At 71.0% G+C, this 14320-nt stretch carries 17 protein-coding genes and 1 tRNA gene; 16 read left to right on the plus strand and 2 right to left on the minus strand.

What is annotated here, in order from left to right; translation table 11 throughout:
- Positions 1 to 68 precede the first annotated feature (68 nt).
- From phnG to ICW72_RS03180, 9 genes are read left to right on the plus strand one after another with little or no spacing between them, the layout of a single operon-like run.
- Entirely contained in the window at positions 69 to 503 is a 435-nt protein-coding gene (gene phnG / locus ICW72_RS03145; RefSeq protein ID WP_223880788.1) for a phosphonate C-P lyase system protein PhnG, read from the plus strand.
- A complete protein-coding gene (gene phnH, locus ICW72_RS03150) occupies positions 500 to 1072 on the plus strand; it encodes a phosphonate C-P lyase system protein PhnH (protein WP_191084897.1) in 573 nt (190 codons plus the stop codon). Before phnG ends, phnH begins: the two co-directional genes overlap by 4 nt.
- The gene (locus ICW72_RS21395) at positions 1072 to 1566 is read left to right on the plus strand and encodes a carbon-phosphorus lyase complex subunit PhnI (RefSeq protein ID WP_332308974.1); all 495 of its coding nucleotides are present in this window, start codon (positions 1072 to 1074) and stop codon (positions 1564 to 1566) included. Before phnH ends, ICW72_RS21395 begins: the two co-directional genes overlap by 1 nt.
- On the plus strand, positions 1527 to 2168 hold the full coding sequence (locus ICW72_RS21400; protein WP_332308975.1) for a carbon-phosphorus lyase complex subunit PhnI: 642 nt from the start codon (positions 1527 to 1529) through the stop codon (positions 2166 to 2168). Before ICW72_RS21395 ends, ICW72_RS21400 begins: the two co-directional genes overlap by 40 nt.
- Positions 2165 to 3013, plus strand: coding sequence for an alpha-D-ribose 1-methylphosphonate 5-phosphate C-P-lyase PhnJ (locus ICW72_RS03160; RefSeq protein WP_191084898.1), 849 nt, complete (start codon positions 2165 to 2167; stop codon positions 3011 to 3013). The genes ICW72_RS21400 and ICW72_RS03160 overlap by 4 nt, the downstream gene beginning before the upstream one ends.
- The gene (gene phnK / locus ICW72_RS03165; protein ID WP_191084899.1) at positions 3010 to 3780 is read left to right on the plus strand and encodes a phosphonate C-P lyase system protein PhnK; all 771 of its coding nucleotides are present in this window, start codon (positions 3010 to 3012) and stop codon (positions 3778 to 3780) included. The genes ICW72_RS03160 and phnK overlap by 4 nt, the downstream gene beginning before the upstream one ends.
- Entirely contained in the window at positions 3777 to 4478 is a 702-nt protein-coding gene (gene phnL / locus ICW72_RS03170) for a phosphonate C-P lyase system protein PhnL (protein WP_191084900.1), read from the plus strand. Before phnK ends, phnL begins: the two co-directional genes overlap by 4 nt.
- 37 nt (positions 4479 to 4515) lie before the next feature.
- Positions 4516 to 5679 carry an alpha-D-ribose 1-methylphosphonate 5-triphosphate diphosphatase gene (locus tag ICW72_RS03175; RefSeq protein ID WP_191084901.1) on the plus strand — a complete coding sequence of 388 codons (1164 nt, stop codon included), beginning with the start codon at positions 4516 to 4518 and terminating at the stop codon, positions 5677 to 5679.
- Positions 5680 to 5681: 2 nt separating this feature from the next.
- Positions 5682 to 6347, plus strand: coding sequence for a DUF1045 domain-containing protein (locus ICW72_RS03180; RefSeq protein WP_191086098.1), 666 nt, complete (start codon positions 5682 to 5684; stop codon positions 6345 to 6347).
- Between the two features lie 5 nt (positions 6348 to 6352).
- On the opposite strand, the gene ICW72_RS03185 is transcribed toward ICW72_RS03180, so the two are convergent.
- Entirely contained in the window at positions 6353 to 6928 is a 576-nt protein-coding gene (locus ICW72_RS03185) for an EF-hand domain-containing protein (RefSeq protein ID WP_191084902.1), read from the minus strand.
- 115 nt (positions 6929 to 7043) lie between these two features.
- Positions 7044 to 7115 (minus strand) — tRNA-Thr (locus ICW72_RS03190).
- Positions 7116 to 7182: 67 nt separating this feature from the next.
- Here ICW72_RS03190 and rlmB point away from each other — a divergent pair.
- The 7 genes from rlmB to ICW72_RS03225 all read left to right on the plus strand — a co-directional run bounded on the left by rlmB (position 7183) and on the right by ICW72_RS03225 (position 14319).
- Positions 7183 to 7971 (plus strand): 23S rRNA (guanosine(2251)-2'-O)-methyltransferase RlmB, encoded by a 789-nt coding sequence (gene rlmB / locus ICW72_RS03195; protein ID WP_223880789.1) that lies wholly within the window; start codon positions 7183 to 7185, stop codon positions 7969 to 7971.
- 4 nt (positions 7972 to 7975) lie between these two features.
- Positions 7976 to 8623, plus strand: a complete 648-nt coding sequence (locus ICW72_RS03200) for a 2-keto-4-pentenoate hydratase (RefSeq protein WP_191084904.1) — start codon at positions 7976 to 7978, stop codon at positions 8621 to 8623.
- Positions 8624 to 8845: 222 nt separating this feature from the next.
- On the plus strand, positions 8846 to 9073 hold the full coding sequence (locus ICW72_RS03205; RefSeq protein WP_184383012.1) for a hypothetical protein: 228 nt from the start codon (positions 8846 to 8848) through the stop codon (positions 9071 to 9073).
- 147 nt (positions 9074 to 9220) lie between these two features.
- A complete protein-coding gene (locus tag ICW72_RS03210; protein WP_223880790.1) occupies positions 9221 to 10780 on the plus strand; it encodes an ABC transporter substrate-binding protein in 1560 nt (519 codons plus the stop codon).
- Complete coding sequence (locus ICW72_RS03215) at positions 10773 to 11834, plus strand: ABC transporter permease (protein WP_223880791.1); 1062 nt, start codon at positions 10773 to 10775, stop codon at positions 11832 to 11834. The genes ICW72_RS03210 and ICW72_RS03215 overlap by 8 nt, the downstream gene beginning before the upstream one ends.
- Positions 11831 to 12676, plus strand: coding sequence for an ABC transporter permease (locus tag ICW72_RS03220; protein ID WP_191084906.1), 846 nt, complete (start codon positions 11831 to 11833; stop codon positions 12674 to 12676). The genes ICW72_RS03215 and ICW72_RS03220 overlap by 4 nt, the downstream gene beginning before the upstream one ends.
- Entirely contained in the window at positions 12673 to 14319 is a 1647-nt protein-coding gene (locus ICW72_RS03225) for a dipeptide ABC transporter ATP-binding protein (RefSeq protein WP_191084907.1), read from the plus strand. Before ICW72_RS03220 ends, ICW72_RS03225 begins: the two co-directional genes overlap by 4 nt.
- The last annotated feature ends 1 nt before the right edge of the window (position 14320 follow it).

The following is a 14320-nucleotide window of genomic DNA, read 5'->3' on the forward strand; positions in this document are numbered from 1 at the left end:
GCCCATGGATGTCTGCGCGGCGTCATTGGCATTGACCCTGCCCGAAAGATGTGTAGCTGTCTAGACCAATGATGGACCGCCCCTCCTGGATGGCCGTGCTGGCCCGCGCCACCGAAGCCGAGATCGAGGCCGCCCTCGCCGGCGCCCCGCCCCTGCCCCCGCATCGCCGCGTGCGCGGCCCCGAGGTGGGGCTGACCATGCTGCGCGGTCGCGCCGGCGGCGATGGCGCCGTCTTCAACCTGAGCGAAGCCACCGTCGCGCGCTGCACCGTGGCGCTGGAGGATGGCACGCTCGGCCATGGCTGGCGGCTGGGTCGCAGCAAGCGCGCCGCCGAATGGGCCGCCGTGCTGGACGCGCTGTTGCAGGGCGAGGCAAGGCGGGCCGAATGGCTGGAACGGGTGGTGACGCCCCTGGCCGAGGCCCAGCGCGCCGCCACCGCCCGCGACGCCCGCCGCACCGCCGCGACCGAGGTGCGCTTCGCCACCCTGGCGGCCATGCGATGAAGCCCGCCTTCTCAGACCCCGTCCTCGACGCCCAGGCCGGCTTCCGCGCGCTGATGGAGGCCATGGCCCGGCCGGGCCGGATCCAGCAGGTCATTCCGCCGCCCGAACTGCCGGCCGGGCTGGAAGCCGCCGCCGCCGCCGCCATCCTGACGCTGGCCGATGCCGAGACGCCGCTCTGGACAGATGCGGGCGAGGAGGCCCGCGCCTGGATCACCTTCCACACTGGGGCACCGCTGGTGGCGGAGGCGGGTTCCGCCATGCTGCTGCTGAACACCGGGGCCACCATGCCCGCACTGGCCACGCTGCACGCGGGCCAGGACGAGACGCCGCAGGACGGCGCCACGCTCATCCGCCAGGTCACGGGGCTGGCGGAGGGGTCGGGCTGGCGGCTGACGGGGCCGGGCATCCAGCGCGAGCATCGCCTGTCCGCCACGGGCATGCCCGCGGATTTCCCCGCGCAATGGCGCGCCAATGCGGCGCGCTTCCCTTGCGGCGTGGATGTGGTGCTCTGCGCGGGGGGCCGGTTGGCCGCGTTGCCGCGCAGCGTGGCGCTCAGGGAGGGTGGCTGATGTATGTCGCGGTCAAGGGCGGCGATGCGGCCATCGCCGCCGCCCATGCCTGGCTGGCCGAGCAGCGGCGCGGGAACACCGCCCTGCCCGAGCTCTCCGCGGCACAGCTTCAGGAACAGCTGGGCCTCGCGGTGGACCGCGTGATGGCGGAAGGCAGCTGCCATGACCGGGAGCTGGCGGCACTGGCCATCAAGCAGGCGCGCGGCGACCTGATCGAGGCCGCCTTCCTGCTGCGCGCCTACCGCAACACCCTGACGCGCTTCCCGGCGGCCGAGCCGGTGGACACGGGGGCCATGCGCGTGCGCCGGCGCATCAGCGCCACCTACAAGGACATGCCTGGCGGTCAGGTTCTGGGCCCGACCTTCGACTACACCCACCGCCTGCTGGACTTCGCGCTGCTGGCGGAAGGCGAGGCGCCACCGCCCCCGAAGAGGCCGAAGCCACGGGCGCGCCCATGCCGCGCGTCAGTGACATCCTGGCGCAGGAGGGGCTGATGCGCCGCGAACCACCCGGCGACGATGCCCCGCCGCCCGACCTGACGCGCGACCCCCTGCCCTTCCCCGCCCCGCGCGCGCTGCGCCTGCAATCGCTCGCGCGCGGCGATGAGGGCTTCCTGCTGGGCCTCGGCTATTCCACCCAGCGCGGCTACGGCAACGCCCATCCCTTCGTGGCCGAGCTGCGCATGGGTGAGGTGGAGGTGTTGATCACCCCGCCGGAGCTGGGCTTTCCCATCAGCCTGGGCGAGATCACCGTGACCGAATGCCAGATGGTGAACCAGTTCGCGGGCCAGGCCGACACGCCGCCGCAATTCACCCGCGGCTACGGGCTCTCGCTCGGCCACAGCGAGCGCAAGGCGATGGCCATGGCGCTGGTGGACCGCGCCCTGATGGCGCGCGACCTGGGCGAGGAGGTCACGGCCCCCGCCCAGGACCACGAATTCGTGCTGCTGCACGCGGACAATGTGGAGGCGACGGGCTTCGTGGAACATCTCAAGCTGCCGCACCACGTGGATTTCCAAAGCGAGCTGGAGAAGCTGCGGAGCATCCGCGCGCGCTGGGAAGCGGCGCGGGGCGGCAGCGCGGAGGCGGCGGAATGAGCGACCCCGGCTACAACTTCGCCTACCTGGACGAAGCCACGAAGCGGATGATCCGTCGCACGCTCCTCAAGGCCATCGCCATCCCGGGCCACCAGATCCCCTTCGGCGCACGCGAGATGCCGCTGCCCTATGGCTGGGGCACGGGCGGCATCCAGGTCACGGCCAGCATCCTCGGCCCCGACGACACGCTGAAGGTGATCGACCAGGGCGCGGATGACACGACCAACGCCGTCTCCATCCGTCGCTTCTTCCACCGCGTGGCCGGCGTGCGCACCACGACGCGCACGGCCGAGGCGACCATCATCCAGACCCGCCACCGCATCCCCGAGCGGCCGTTGACCGAGGGCCAGGTGATGGTCTTCCAGGTGCCGATGCCGGAGCCGCTGTTCAAGCTGGAACCGCGCCTCGCGGAAACCCGGCGCCTGCACGCCCTTGGCGACTACAGCCTCGCGCAGGTGAAGCTCTATGAGGACATCGCGCGGCAGGGCGAGGGCGGGTCCGCCTACAGCCATCCGGTCATGGTGAACCACCGCTACCTCATGTCGCCCTCGCCCATCCCGGGCTTCGACAACCCGAAGCTGCACATGTCACCGGCGCTGATGCTGTTTGGCGCGGGGCGCGAAAAGAAGATCTACGCCGTGCCGCCCTACACCAGCGTCGTCAGCCTCGACTTCGACGACCATCCCTTCCGGCCGGTCCGCGCCCTGCATGCCTGCGCGGCCTGCGGCAGTACGACCAGCTACTTGGACGAAATCGTCACCGACGACCGCGGCGGGCGCATGTTCGTCTGCTCCGACACCGATCATTGCGCCGAAAACCAGATGGCGCGGAAGGCCGCGGAATGAGCCCGATCCTGGAAGGCCAGAATCTCGCGCTGCGCTTCGGCGCGGTGCGCGCGCTGGATGATGTGTCGCTCTCGCTCTGGCCCGGCGAGGTGGTGGCCATCGTGGGTGAGAGTGGATCGGGCAAGTCCACCTTGCTGCGCGTGCTGGCGGGGCTCATGGAACCCCAGGCCGGGCGCGTGCTCTACCACGACGCCAAGGGTGCCACGCAGGATGTCCACGCCCTGCGCGAGGCCGAGCGCCGCACGCTGATGCGCCGCGACTGGGGCTTCGTGCACCAGAATGCCCGCGACGGGCTGCGCATGGGCGTCTCGGCCGGCGGCAACATTGGCGAGCGGCTGATGGCGGCGGGCGGCCGGCACTACGGCAATATCCGCACGGCCGCCGCCGAATGGATGGCGCGCGTGGAAATGGACCCCGCCCGGATGGACGAGGCGCCGCGCAACTTTTCGGGCGGCATGCAGCAGCGACTGCAGATCGCGCGCTGCCTGGTCACGCGCCCGCGCCTGGTCTTCATGGATGAACCCACGGGCGGGCTCGATGTCAGCGTGCAGGCGCGGCTGCTGGACCTGATCCGTTCCCTGGTGGCGGAGTTGAACCTGGCCGTTCTGTTCGTGACGCATGACATCGCGGCCGCCCGGCTGCTCGCGCACCGCATCGTGGTGATGCGCCATGGCCGCATCGTGGAGGAAGGCCTGGCCGACCGTGTGCTGGATGACCCGCGGCACCCCTACACCCAGCTTCTCGTCGCCTCGGTGCTGGCGGCATGAGCGACGTGGCATTGGAGGTGGCGGCGCTGTCCAAGCGCTTCACCCTGCACCTGCGCGGCGGCGTGAGCTTTCCCGTGCTGGAGGATGCGGCGCTGGTGCTGCACGCGGGCGAATGCGTGGCACTGACCGGGCCCTCGGGCGCCGGCAAGTCCACGCTGATGCGCTGCATCGCGGGCAATTACGGCGCGGATTCGGGCCATATCCGCCTGCGGCATCGGGACGCCATGGTGGACCTCGCGGCCGCCGATGCGCGGTTGATGCGGGAAATCCGTGCGGAAAGCCTCGGCCATGTCTCGCAATTCCTGCGCGTGATCCCGCGCGTGCCGGCGCTGGAGGTGGTGGCCGAACCCCTGCGCCTCCGTGGCGTCCCGCGCGCCGAGGCCGAAGCCCAGGCCGCTGGCCTGCTGGCCCGACTCAACCTGCCCGAACGCCTGCACGGCCTGCCGCCCGCCACCTTCTCGGGCGGCGAGCAGCAGCGGGTGAACATCGCCCGCGGCTTCGTGGCCCATTACCCGCTGATGCTGCTGGACGAGCCCACCGCCAGCCTCGACCCCGCCAACCGCGAGGTGGTGATCGCCCTGATCGCCGAAGCCAAGGCGCGTGGGGCGGCCATTCTGGGAATTTTCCATGACAGCGAGGTGCGCGCCCGCGTCGCGGATCGCCTGCATGAGGTGCGGCCGCTAGAAGACGCGGCATGAGCGCCCACATACACGTCACACCCCACAGCGAGGCCCGATGAGCGCCATCCTTCACCGCGCCCCCGCCGCGCGCGAAACCATCCTGACCCATGCGCGCCTCATCCTGCCTGACCAGGAGCTGGATGGCACGCTGGTGCTGCGCGATGGCGTCATCGCCGATGTGCAGCCCGGCCGCGCCCACCACCCCTCGGCGGTGGATTGCGGCGGCGAGGTGCTGATGCCGGGCGTGGTGGACGTCCACACCGACAACCTCGAACGCCAGGTGATGCCGCGCAACAATGCGCGCTGGCCCTCGCGCTCGGCCTTCCTCAGCCATGACGCGCAATGCGCGGTGGCCGGCGTCACCACCGTGCTGGACGCGCTCTGCCTGGGCGATCTCGGCTTCGACGTGGAACGCGGCAAGACCTTCGAGGACGGGGTGCGCGACATCACGGCACTGACCACCGAGGGCGTGCTGAAGGTGGACCACCTGCTACATCTGCGCTGCGAATTGCCGGCGGCCGACATGCCCGCCCTGCTCGACCCCGTGGCGGAGCATCCGCTCGTCGCCATGGTCAGCCTGATGGATCATTCGCCGGGCGTGGGCCAGTACCGCGACCTCGTGCGCTACCGTGCGATGCGGCTGCGCACCACCCGAATGACCGAGGCGCAGATCGAGGCGCGCATCGCGGAACTGCTGGAACAGCGTGGCCGCCTGCGCGAACCGCAACGCCGCATGGTGCTGGACCGCTTCGCCGGCCGGAACGTGCCCCTGGCCAGCCATGATGACGAGGTGCCCGCCGAAGTCGCGCGCAACGCGGCCGACGGCATCATGGTCAGCGAATTCCCCGTGACCATGGAAGCGGCGGCGGAGGCGGCGCGGCTGGGTGTTTCCGTCATCGCGGGCGCACCCAACATCGTCCGCGGCGGCAGCCATTCGGGCAATGTGGCGGCCATGGACCTGGTGCGCGCCGGCGCCGTGGACGTGCTGGCCAGCGACTACGTGCCGCCCGCGCTGATCGAGGCCGCCTTCGCCATGGCGGAGGTCACGGGCCTGCCCGCCGCCATCGCCACCATCACCGCCAATGCCGCCGACATGTGCCGCCTGCAGGATCGCGGGCGGCTGGCAATCGGGCAGCGTGCCGACATCGTGCGCGTGCTGCCGCACCAGGGCATTCCGGTGATTCGCGCCGTGTGGCGCGGCGGGGAGCGGGTGGCGTGACGATGCGCGCCGCCCTCTACTGGGCGCCGGAGCTGGACGATCCGCTGCACGCGGCGGGCAGCGCCTGGCTGGGGCGCGATGCCGAGACGGGGGCCACCCTGCCCCAGCCCCCCGTCCCCGACCTGCATGCGATCACCGCTGATGCGCGGGGATATGGGCTGCACGCGACACTGAAGCCGCCCTTCCGCCTCGCCACCTCCTATGCCGCGCTGCGCCAGGACGCGGCGGTGTTCGCGGCCCGCACGGCGCCATTCGACCTGCCGCCGCTCGCGGTGATGGATCTGAAGGGGTTTCTGGCCCTGCGGGAGACGACGCCCTGCCCCGCCCTGCGCGCACTGACCGATGGCGCGGTGGCCGCGCTGGACGCCCATCGCGCGCCCCCATCGGAGGAGGAGCTTGCACGGCGCCGCAAAGCCGGGCTCTCTGCCCGCCAGGAGGCGATGCTGGCGCGCTGGGGCTATCCCTATCTCGAAGAGGATTGGCAGTTCCACGTGACGCTGACGCGCCGCCTCACGCCCGAGGAAACCGCAGTGGTGCGCCCGGCCGCCGCGGCGCATTTCGCAACCGTGGCCGGCCGGGCGCGGCGGGTGCGCGAGGTCTGCCTGTTCACCCAGGCCGGCCCCGGCGCCCCCTTCCTGATCGCCGAGCGCCTGGCGCTCGGCGGGTAGCCGCCTTACCGCGTGGCGGGGGCGGCGGGCGCACCCGGCTGGCCGGGCTGCCCGGGGCCGCGGCCCTCGCCACGGGGGGCGCGGCGGGGCAGCTCGTCACGGGTGATGGCGCCATCGCCATTCACATCGGCCATGCGGAAGCGCATCTCGGCCGGGGCACGCATCTCCTCCAGCGTCACGACGCCGTCGCGGTTGGCGTCGAGGCCGCGGAAGAGGGCGGCGCGGTGCCGCTGCATGCGCTCGGCGCGGGGGCCGGCCTCGGGACGACCTTCACGCTGCGGACGGCCCTCGCGCTGCGGGCGGCCCTCACGCTGAGGGAACATGTTGCCGAATTCCTCCAGCGTGAGCCCGCCGCTGCGGTCGGCATCGGCGGCCTGGAAGCGCTGGGTGATCACACCCCAGGCCTCGTCCCAGGTGATGCGGCCGTCATTGTTGGTGTCGAGCTGCTGGAACATACGGGCGCCGGGGCCACCGCCCGGACCGGCGCCGGGGCCAGGCTGGGCGAAGGCAACGCCGCCCGCGAGCAGGCCGGCGCCCAGGATGGCGGCACCGAACAGGGAGGGAATGCGAAACTGGGCCATGGTGGTCTCCTCAATGCCGGGCGGAATGTTCCGTCCGATGAGCCAACCATGCACCCCGCTTGTAACGCCTGCGTGGCGAAGCGGGCCCCGGGAGGTGATGAAATGTGACGGGCCCTGCCGGGTGTCGGGATTGAACCGACGACCTACCGCTTACAAGGCGGTTGCTCTACCGCTGAGCTAACCCGGCCAGGCGCGTCCTTCTACGGCAGGGGGCCATGGGTTGTCAGCAGGCGACGGGCGCGCTTCATGGGGCCATGCGCCCCAACCGTCCCTCGCCGCGCGCCCGCGGCCCCGCCCACCACCGCCCGGCCGAGGGCCAAAGGGGGAACGCGGAGGGCGTCTGGCTGCACGGCCTGCACCCGGTCGCCGCCGCCCTGGCCAACCCCGCCCGCCGCCTGCGCCGCCTGCTGGTGACGCGCGAGGCCGAGCGCGAGCTGGCCGAGCGGGTGCCCAACCCCTGGCGCATCACGCCCGAACTGGTGGAGCGGGACCGGCTGGCGGCCCTGCTGCCACCCGAATCCGTCCACCAGGGCGCGGCCCTGCTGGTCGAGCCGCTGCCCGAGCTGTTGTTGGAGAAGGTGCTGGAAGGCTCCACCGGCCCCGTGCTGGTGCTGGACCAGGTGACGGACCCGCGCAATGTCGGCGCCATCCTCCGTTCCGCCGCCGCCTTCGGCGCGGCGGCGGTGGTGATGCAGGACCGCCATGCCCCACAGGAGACCGGCTCGCTCGCCCGCGCCGCCTCGGGCGCGCTGGAGGTGGTGCCCATCCTGCGCGAGGTGAACCTCTCCCGCGCCTTGCAGGCCTTGAAGAAGGCCGGGCTCTGGGTGGTGGGGCTGGAGGCGGCGGGGCCCGTCACCCTCGCGCAATCGGGCTTGCAGGGGCGGCGCGTGGCGCTGGTGCTGGGCGCCGAGGGCGAGGGGCTGCGGCGACTCACGCGCGAGAATTGTGATGAACTCGTCCGCCTGCCCATCATGCCCGCGATGGAAAGCCTGAACGTCTCGGCCGCCGCGGCCGTGGCGCTCTACGAACTGGTGAGGGAATGACCGCATGAACGACGCCGCCGCCATGATTCTCGAAGCCTGGCGCGCCAAGCGGGTGCTGGCCCCGCTGGGCAATGCCGCGCCCCGCACGGAGGCCGAGGGCTATGCCGTGCAGCGCCGCGTGGCGGAAGCGCAGGGCGCCATCCCGCCCGCGGGCTTCAAGATCGGCGCCACGACGCGGCAGATGCAGGAAATCCTGGGCCTGGGCGGGCCGGCCGCGGGCTTCGTGCCGGCCAGCTCCATCAATGCCGATGGCCTGAGCGTCGCCTATGCCGACTTCCTGAACGCGGGCGTGGAGTGCGAGGTGGCGGTGCGACTCGGGCGCGACATGCCCGCCCGCCCCACGACCCGCGAGGCCGCGGCCGAGGCGGTGGCCGAGGTCTTCGCCGCCATCGAGATCGTGGAAAAGCGCTATGGCGATCTGGGGCAGCTCGGCACGCCCACGCTGATCGCGGATCAGGTCTTCCATGCCTCGGGCGTGCTGGGCGCGCCGGTGACGGATTGGCGCGCGCTGGATCTGGGCGCCGCGCGGGGCGAGCTGCGCGTGGACGGCCAGGTGCGTGGGTCGGGCCACGGGCGCGATCTGCTGGGCCATCCGCTGGAGGCGCTGGCCTGGCTCGCGGGCTCGGGCGCCGCGCGGGAATTCGGGGGCTGAAGGCGGGACAGGTGGTCTGGCTGGGCTCCGTGACCCCGCCGATCTGGTTGGGCGGACCCTGCGCGGTGGAGGTGGAGTTCGACCTGCTGGGCCGGGTGACGCTGCGCTTCACCTGAGGCGTGTTTACCCGGCGTTAACGCCCGGCATGGGATGTGGTGGCGAGGAGCCGAACCGGCCCGAGTGACCAGCCGCCAGAAGGGCGGGCAGCAGGAATAGCCCCCCATGTCTTCGCCGGACTGGAAGCATTTGCCCGACGAACTCCAGCTTGTCCTGGCGCGCGAAGCCCTGCGCCGCGCCGCGGAAACCCTCGCCGAACACGCCGAACTCCTGGCCTTCGAAATGGAGGGCGGCATGTTGCAGGACCGCGGCGGGCCGGATGCGTTGCGCCTTTTCGCCTCCGTGGTGCGGGCCACCAGCACCGACAGCCTGGGGCCGGTCGGCCACGCCTGAGGGCCCCCGCCCTCGCTTGTGCTTCCGCCCGACAACGTCCTAACCTCCGCACCGGGAGTTCGACGCCACGCACCGGCCACGCACCGGAGGTGGACGAGCATGGAATTCAATCGGAGACAGGGCCTCGCCGCCGCGGGCGGACTTGCCATGGGCGCAACCCTGCCTGCGGGCGAGGCCTCGGCCCAGACGCGCGCCGAGACGCTGCGCTATGTGACGGGCAACACCGTCAACTCGCTCGACCCGAGCGTGCCCGGCTCCACGCGCGAGAGCTTCGGCCTCAGCATGAATGTCTATGACCGCCTGGCCGCCTTCGGCCGCAAGCGGCTGGGCGACAACTGGGTCTTCGACCACAACGACATCCGCGGCGAGCTGGCCGAGCGCATTGACCGCAGCCCGGACGGCCGCACCTTCACCTTCCACATCCGGCAGGGGGCCACATGGCATGACGGCACGCCCGTCACCGCCGAGGATGTGAAGTGGTCGCTGGACCGCGCCGTCTCCGCCCGTTCGCTGGCGCCGCCGCAGATGTCCACGGGCTCCATCACCAGCCCCGAGCAGTTCCGAATCGCCGGGCCGCGCGTGGTGGAGATGATGGTGGAGCGGCCGGACCGCCTCGCGCTGTCCAACATGTGCGTGCCCTACGCCATCATGATCAACTCCACCCTCGCCAAGCGTCACGCGACCACGGACGACCCCTGGGCGCTGAACTGGCTGAAGGACAATTCGGCCGCCGGCGGCGCCTATATCGTGGAGCAGCACCGCCCCGGCACCCAGACCATCCTGCGCCGCAACGACAACTGGCGGGGCGGCGAGCAGCCGGGCTTCCGCCGCGTCATCGTGCAGACCGTGCCGGAGGTGGCGACGCGCGCGAACCTGGTGGAACGCGGCGATGCCGACCTCTCCATTGATCTGCAGCCGAGCGATGTCGCGGCGCTGGCGCAGCGCGGGCGGGTGAAGGTGGTCTCGGTGCCGCAGACCAATGGCTTCACGCACATCTCCATGAACAACACCATGGCGCCCTTCGACGATGTGAAGGTGCGCCAGGCCATCGCCGCCGCCCTGCCCTACCAGGACATGTTCCAGGCGGCGCTGTTCAGCCGCGGCCGCGCGCTGTTCGGCGCGGACTGGACCACGACGCCGCCCAATTCGGACTTCCCGCAGCCCATGCCGCTGCACACCAACCTGGAACGCGCACGGGAATTGCTGCGCGAATCGGGGCACCCGAACGGGTTCTCGACCACCTTCACCATCGGCACGGGCGTCTCGGCCTGGGCGGAGCCGATGGCGGCGCTGATCAAGGAATCGCTCGCGCGGATCAACATCAATGTGGACATCCGCAAGCTGCCCGACGCGCAGTTCAACACGGGCCAGGCCGAACGCACCCTGCCATTCTACACCGAGGCCGGCACGGCCTGGCTGCCGGCGCCGGACTACTTCTTCCGCCTCTACTTCACGCGGCCGCAGCGCTGGAACTTCGCCAGCTTCAACAATGAGGAAATCAACGCCCTGACGCGCGAGGCGCAGTTCGAGACGGATGCCGCCCGCTACGACGCCGCCTGCAAGCGCATGATCGAGATCCTCGCCGCCGAGGTGCCCCTGATCCTCGCCTGGCAGCCGCTGCACGAGGCGGTGATGGCCCGCAACATCGAGGGCTACACCTACTGGTTCTACCGGCAGGCGGATTTCCGCGACCTCAAGCGTGTCTGACGCCGCGCAGCCCGCGCCGCGCGGGGGCAAGTGGGGCGCGGTGGGGCGGCGGGTGGGTGTGCGCCTGCTCTCCGCCGTGCCCGCGCTGTTCGGCGTGCTGATCTTCACCTTCCTGCTGATGCGCGTCCTGCCCGGCGACCCGGCGGTGTTCTTCGCCGCCGGCGCCAATGCGGGCCAGGCGGAGATCGACATGGTGCGCGAGCAGATGGGCCTCGACCGGCCCATGCATGAACAGCTGGTGCGCTACCTCTGGGACATCACCCGGGGCAATCTCGGCAATTCCATGACCACGGGGCAGCCCGTGCGGACGGATCTGATCGAGCGGCTGCCGGCTTCGCTGGAACTGACCTTCTCGGCGCTGCTGCTGGCGTTGAGCCTCGCCCTGCCGCTGGGCATCGTGGCGGCGCTGCGGCCGGGCACGTTGGTGGACCATGTCGTGCGCTTCCTCTGCACGCTGGGCGTCTGCGTGCCGACCTTCGTCTCCGGCCTGCTGCTGATCTATGTCTTCTACTATTTGCTGGCCTGGGCGCCGGACCCGACGGGGCGGCTCGACATCTTCGCGGCCACGCCGCCCGAGATCACGGGCTTTCTCCTCATTGACTTCGCGCTGGTGGGGGATTGGGAGGGCTGGCGAGCCGCGGCGGGGCAGTTGATCCTGCCCGCTTCGACTATGGCGCTCTTCGTCCTGGCGCCGCTGGCGCGCATGACGCGCGCCTCGATGCTGGCCGTGCTGGGCAGTGATTTCGTGCGGACGGCGAAGTCGCTCGGCCTGTCGAACTGGCGCATCATCGTGGTCTATGCGCTGCGGAATGCGCTGCTGCCGGTGCTGACCATCTCGGGCATCGTCTTCTCGACCATGCTGGGCGCCAATGTGCTCGTGGAGAAGGTGTTCTCCTGGCCCGGCGTGGCCTCCTACGCGCTGGATGCGCTGCTGGCCTCGGACTACGCGCCGGTGCAAGGCTTCGTGCTGCTGATGGCGACCATCTTCGTCATGGTGAACCTGTTGATCGACATTCTCTACGGCGTGGCCGACCCACGGGCCTCGGTGGCATGAGCGCCACCCTGCGCCATGTGGGCTGGGTGCTGCGCGGCAACCTGGTGACGGCGACGGCCGCCACCGGGGCCACGCTGCTGATCCTGGTGGCCTTCTTCGCCCCCTGGCTGGCGCCCTATGACCCCATCGCCTCCAACGTGCCCAATGCCCTGCAACCGCCCAGCGCGGCGCATTGGGCCGGCACCGACCAACTGGGCCGGGACGTGTTCAGCCGCATCCTCCATGGCACGCGCGTGGACCTCGCCATCGCCTTCTCGGCGGTCAGCCTCTCCTTCGTGATCGGCGCGGTGGTGGGCAGTTTCTGCGGCTATGTGGGCGGCGCGCTGGACCGCGTGGTGGGGCGCCTCGTGGACGTGCTGATGGCCTTCCCGCTCTTCGTGCTGGCCATGGCGCTGGTGGCGGCGCTGGGCAATTCCATCGAGAACATCATCCTCGCCACCGCCTTCATCAACCTGCCTTTCTACATCCGCTTCGCCCGCGCCGAGGTGAATGTCCGCCGCAACCTGGGCTGGGTGGAGGCCGCGCGCGCCTCGGGCGACAGCGATCTCTCGGTGGTGCTGCGCTTCCTGCTGCCCAATGTGCTGCCGGCCATGGCGGTGCAGATTTCGCTCAACCTCGGCTGGGCCATCCTGAACGCGGCGGGGCTTTCCTTCATCGGGCTCGGCATCACGCCGCCCACGCCGGAATGGGGCATCATGGTCGCCGAGGGCGCGCGTTTCATCACCTCCGGCCATTGGTGGCTGGTGGGCTTTCCGGGACTGGCGCTGATGCTGTCGGTGCTGTGCTTCAACCTGCTGGGCGATGGGCTGCGCGACATCCTCGACCCCAGGATGCGGACATGACCGCGCCGCTGCTGGAGGTCGAGGACCTTCACATCCGCTTCTCCACCAGGCGCGGCCCGGTGGAGGCGGTGCGTGGCGTCTCCCTGCAACTGGCGCCTGGCGAGACGCTGGGCGTGGTGGGCGAAAGCGGTTCGGGCAAGTCGGTCACGGCCTATGCGGTGACGCATCTGCTCGACCGCGCGGGCAGCATCACGGGGGGCCGCATCCGGTTCCGCGGGCGCGACATCACCCGCGCCGGGCGGCACGAACTGCGCGAATTGCGCGGCAATGCCATGTCCATGATCTTCCAGAACCCGCGCGGGGCGCTGAACCCCATCCGCACCGTGGGTCGCCAGATCGGCGATGTGCTGCGCGCCCACAACCCGATTTCGGCGGCGGATGCCCGCGCCCGCGCGCTCGACCTGCTGCGCGCCGTGCTGATCCGCGACCCGGAGGGCAATCTCGACGCCTATCCGCACGAACTCTCGGGCGGCATGTGCCAGCGCGTGATGATCGCCATGGCGATCGCCTGCGAACCCGCGCTGATGATCGCGGACGAGCCTACCACGGGCCTCGACGTCACCACCCAGAAGACGGTGATGGATCTGCTGGCCCGCATCACGGCCGAGCGCGGCATGGCCATGATCCTGATCACGCATGACCTCGGCCTCGCCGCGCAATATTGCCGGCGCGTCGCGGTGATGGAGCGTGGCCTGGTGGTGGAGGAAGGTGCGGCGGCGCGGCTCTTCCAGGCGCCGGTCCATCCCTATACGCGCCGGCTGATCGCGGCCTCGCCCACGCGCACCTCGACCGTGGCCGACCTGGTGGAAGGCGATGCCCCGCCCCCACCCTGCCATAGGCCCCGCGCCCCCGGCACGCCGCCGCTGCTGGAGGTGCAGGGGCTGTCCAAGCAATATGCCCGCACCCGCGCGGTGGACGACGTCTCCTTCACGCTGGAGCCAGGGGAAAGCTTGGGCCTGGTGGGCGAAAGCGGCTCGGGCAAGAGCACCATCTCGCGCCTCATCTGCCGGTTGATAGACCCCACGGCGGGGGAGATCATGTTCGACGGCCACTCCATCGCGGCCACGCCCGCGCGGCATTTTCACAAGGCGCCGCAGCGCCGCGACATCCAGATCGTCTTCCAGGACCCGACCGACAGCCTCAATCCGCGCTTCAGCGCCTTCGACAGCATCGCCCACCCGCTGCGCCGGCTGGACCGCCTGCCGTCCGAGGCCGCGCTGCGCGCGCGTGTGGAGGAATGCGCCGAGCGCTGCGGCCTGCCGCGCGAGCTGCTGGACCGCTTCCCGCACCAGCTCTCGGGCGGGCAGAAGGCGCGGGTGGGCATCGCGCGCGCCATCGCCACGCGCCCGCGCCTGCTGGTGCTGGATGAGCCGACGGCCGCGCTGGACGTCTCGGTGCAGGCGGTGATCCTGAAGCTGCTGGACGATCTGCGGCGCGAGGACGGGCTGGGCTATCTCTTCGTCAGCCACGATCTCAATGTGGTGCGGATGATGTGTGAGCGCACCATCGTCCTGCGCCAAGGCCGCATCGTGGAACAGGGGCCGAGCGCCGCCCTCTTTGCGGCACCCCAGGCCGCCTACACGCGGGAACTATTGGCCGCCATCCCGCATTTCGACCCGGAGGCCATGCGGGAGCCGGCCTGAG

This window comes from Roseococcus microcysteis (genome assembly GCF_014764365.1).
Taxonomy (GTDB): domain Bacteria; phylum Pseudomonadota; class Alphaproteobacteria; order Acetobacterales; family Acetobacteraceae; genus Roseococcus; species Roseococcus microcysteis.

What these genes read in the sequence shown, in the direction of transcription:
- phnG (WP_223880788.1), top strand. Translation starts at nt 69, where the DNA reads ATGATGGACCGCCCCTCCTGGATGGCCGTGCTGGCCCGCGCCACCGAA.
- phnH (WP_191084897.1), top strand. Translation starts at nt 500, where the DNA reads ATGAAGCCCGCCTTCTCAGACCCCGTCCTCGACGCCCAGGCCGGCTTC.
- ICW72_RS21395 (WP_332308974.1), top strand. Translation starts at nt 1,072, where the DNA reads ATGTATGTCGCGGTCAAGGGCGGCGATGCGGCCATCGCCGCCGCCCAT.
- ICW72_RS21400 (WP_332308975.1), top strand. Translation starts at nt 1,527, where the DNA reads ATGCCGCGCGTCAGTGACATCCTGGCGCAGGAGGGGCTGATGCGCCGC.
- ICW72_RS03160 (WP_191084898.1), top strand. Translation starts at nt 2,165, where the DNA reads ATGAGCGACCCCGGCTACAACTTCGCCTACCTGGACGAAGCCACGAAG.
- phnK (WP_191084899.1), top strand. Translation starts at nt 3,010, where the DNA reads ATGAGCCCGATCCTGGAAGGCCAGAATCTCGCGCTGCGCTTCGGCGCG.
- phnL (WP_191084900.1), top strand. Translation starts at nt 3,777, where the DNA reads ATGAGCGACGTGGCATTGGAGGTGGCGGCGCTGTCCAAGCGCTTCACC.
- ICW72_RS03175 (WP_191084901.1), top strand. Translation starts at nt 4,516, where the DNA reads ATGAGCGCCATCCTTCACCGCGCCCCCGCCGCGCGCGAAACCATCCTG.
- ICW72_RS03180 (WP_191086098.1), top strand. Translation starts at nt 5,682, where the DNA reads ATGCGCGCCGCCCTCTACTGGGCGCCGGAGCTGGACGATCCGCTGCAC.
- ICW72_RS03185 (WP_191084902.1), bottom strand. Translation starts at nt 6,928, where the DNA reads ATGGCCCAGTTTCGCATTCCCTCCCTGTTCGGTGCCGCCATCCTGGGC.
- rlmB (WP_223880789.1), top strand. Translation starts at nt 7,183, where the DNA reads ATGCGCCCCAACCGTCCCTCGCCGCGCGCCCGCGGCCCCGCCCACCAC.
- ICW72_RS03200 (WP_191084904.1), top strand. Translation starts at nt 7,976, where the DNA reads ATGAACGACGCCGCCGCCATGATTCTCGAAGCCTGGCGCGCCAAGCGG.
- ICW72_RS03205 (WP_184383012.1), top strand. Translation starts at nt 8,846, where the DNA reads ATGTCTTCGCCGGACTGGAAGCATTTGCCCGACGAACTCCAGCTTGTC.
- ICW72_RS03210 (WP_223880790.1), top strand. Translation starts at nt 9,221, where the DNA reads ATGGGCGCAACCCTGCCTGCGGGCGAGGCCTCGGCCCAGACGCGCGCC.
- ICW72_RS03220 (WP_191084906.1), top strand. Translation starts at nt 11,831, where the DNA reads ATGAGCGCCACCCTGCGCCATGTGGGCTGGGTGCTGCGCGGCAACCTG.
- ICW72_RS03225 (WP_191084907.1), top strand. Translation starts at nt 12,673, where the DNA reads ATGACCGCGCCGCTGCTGGAGGTCGAGGACCTTCACATCCGCTTCTCC.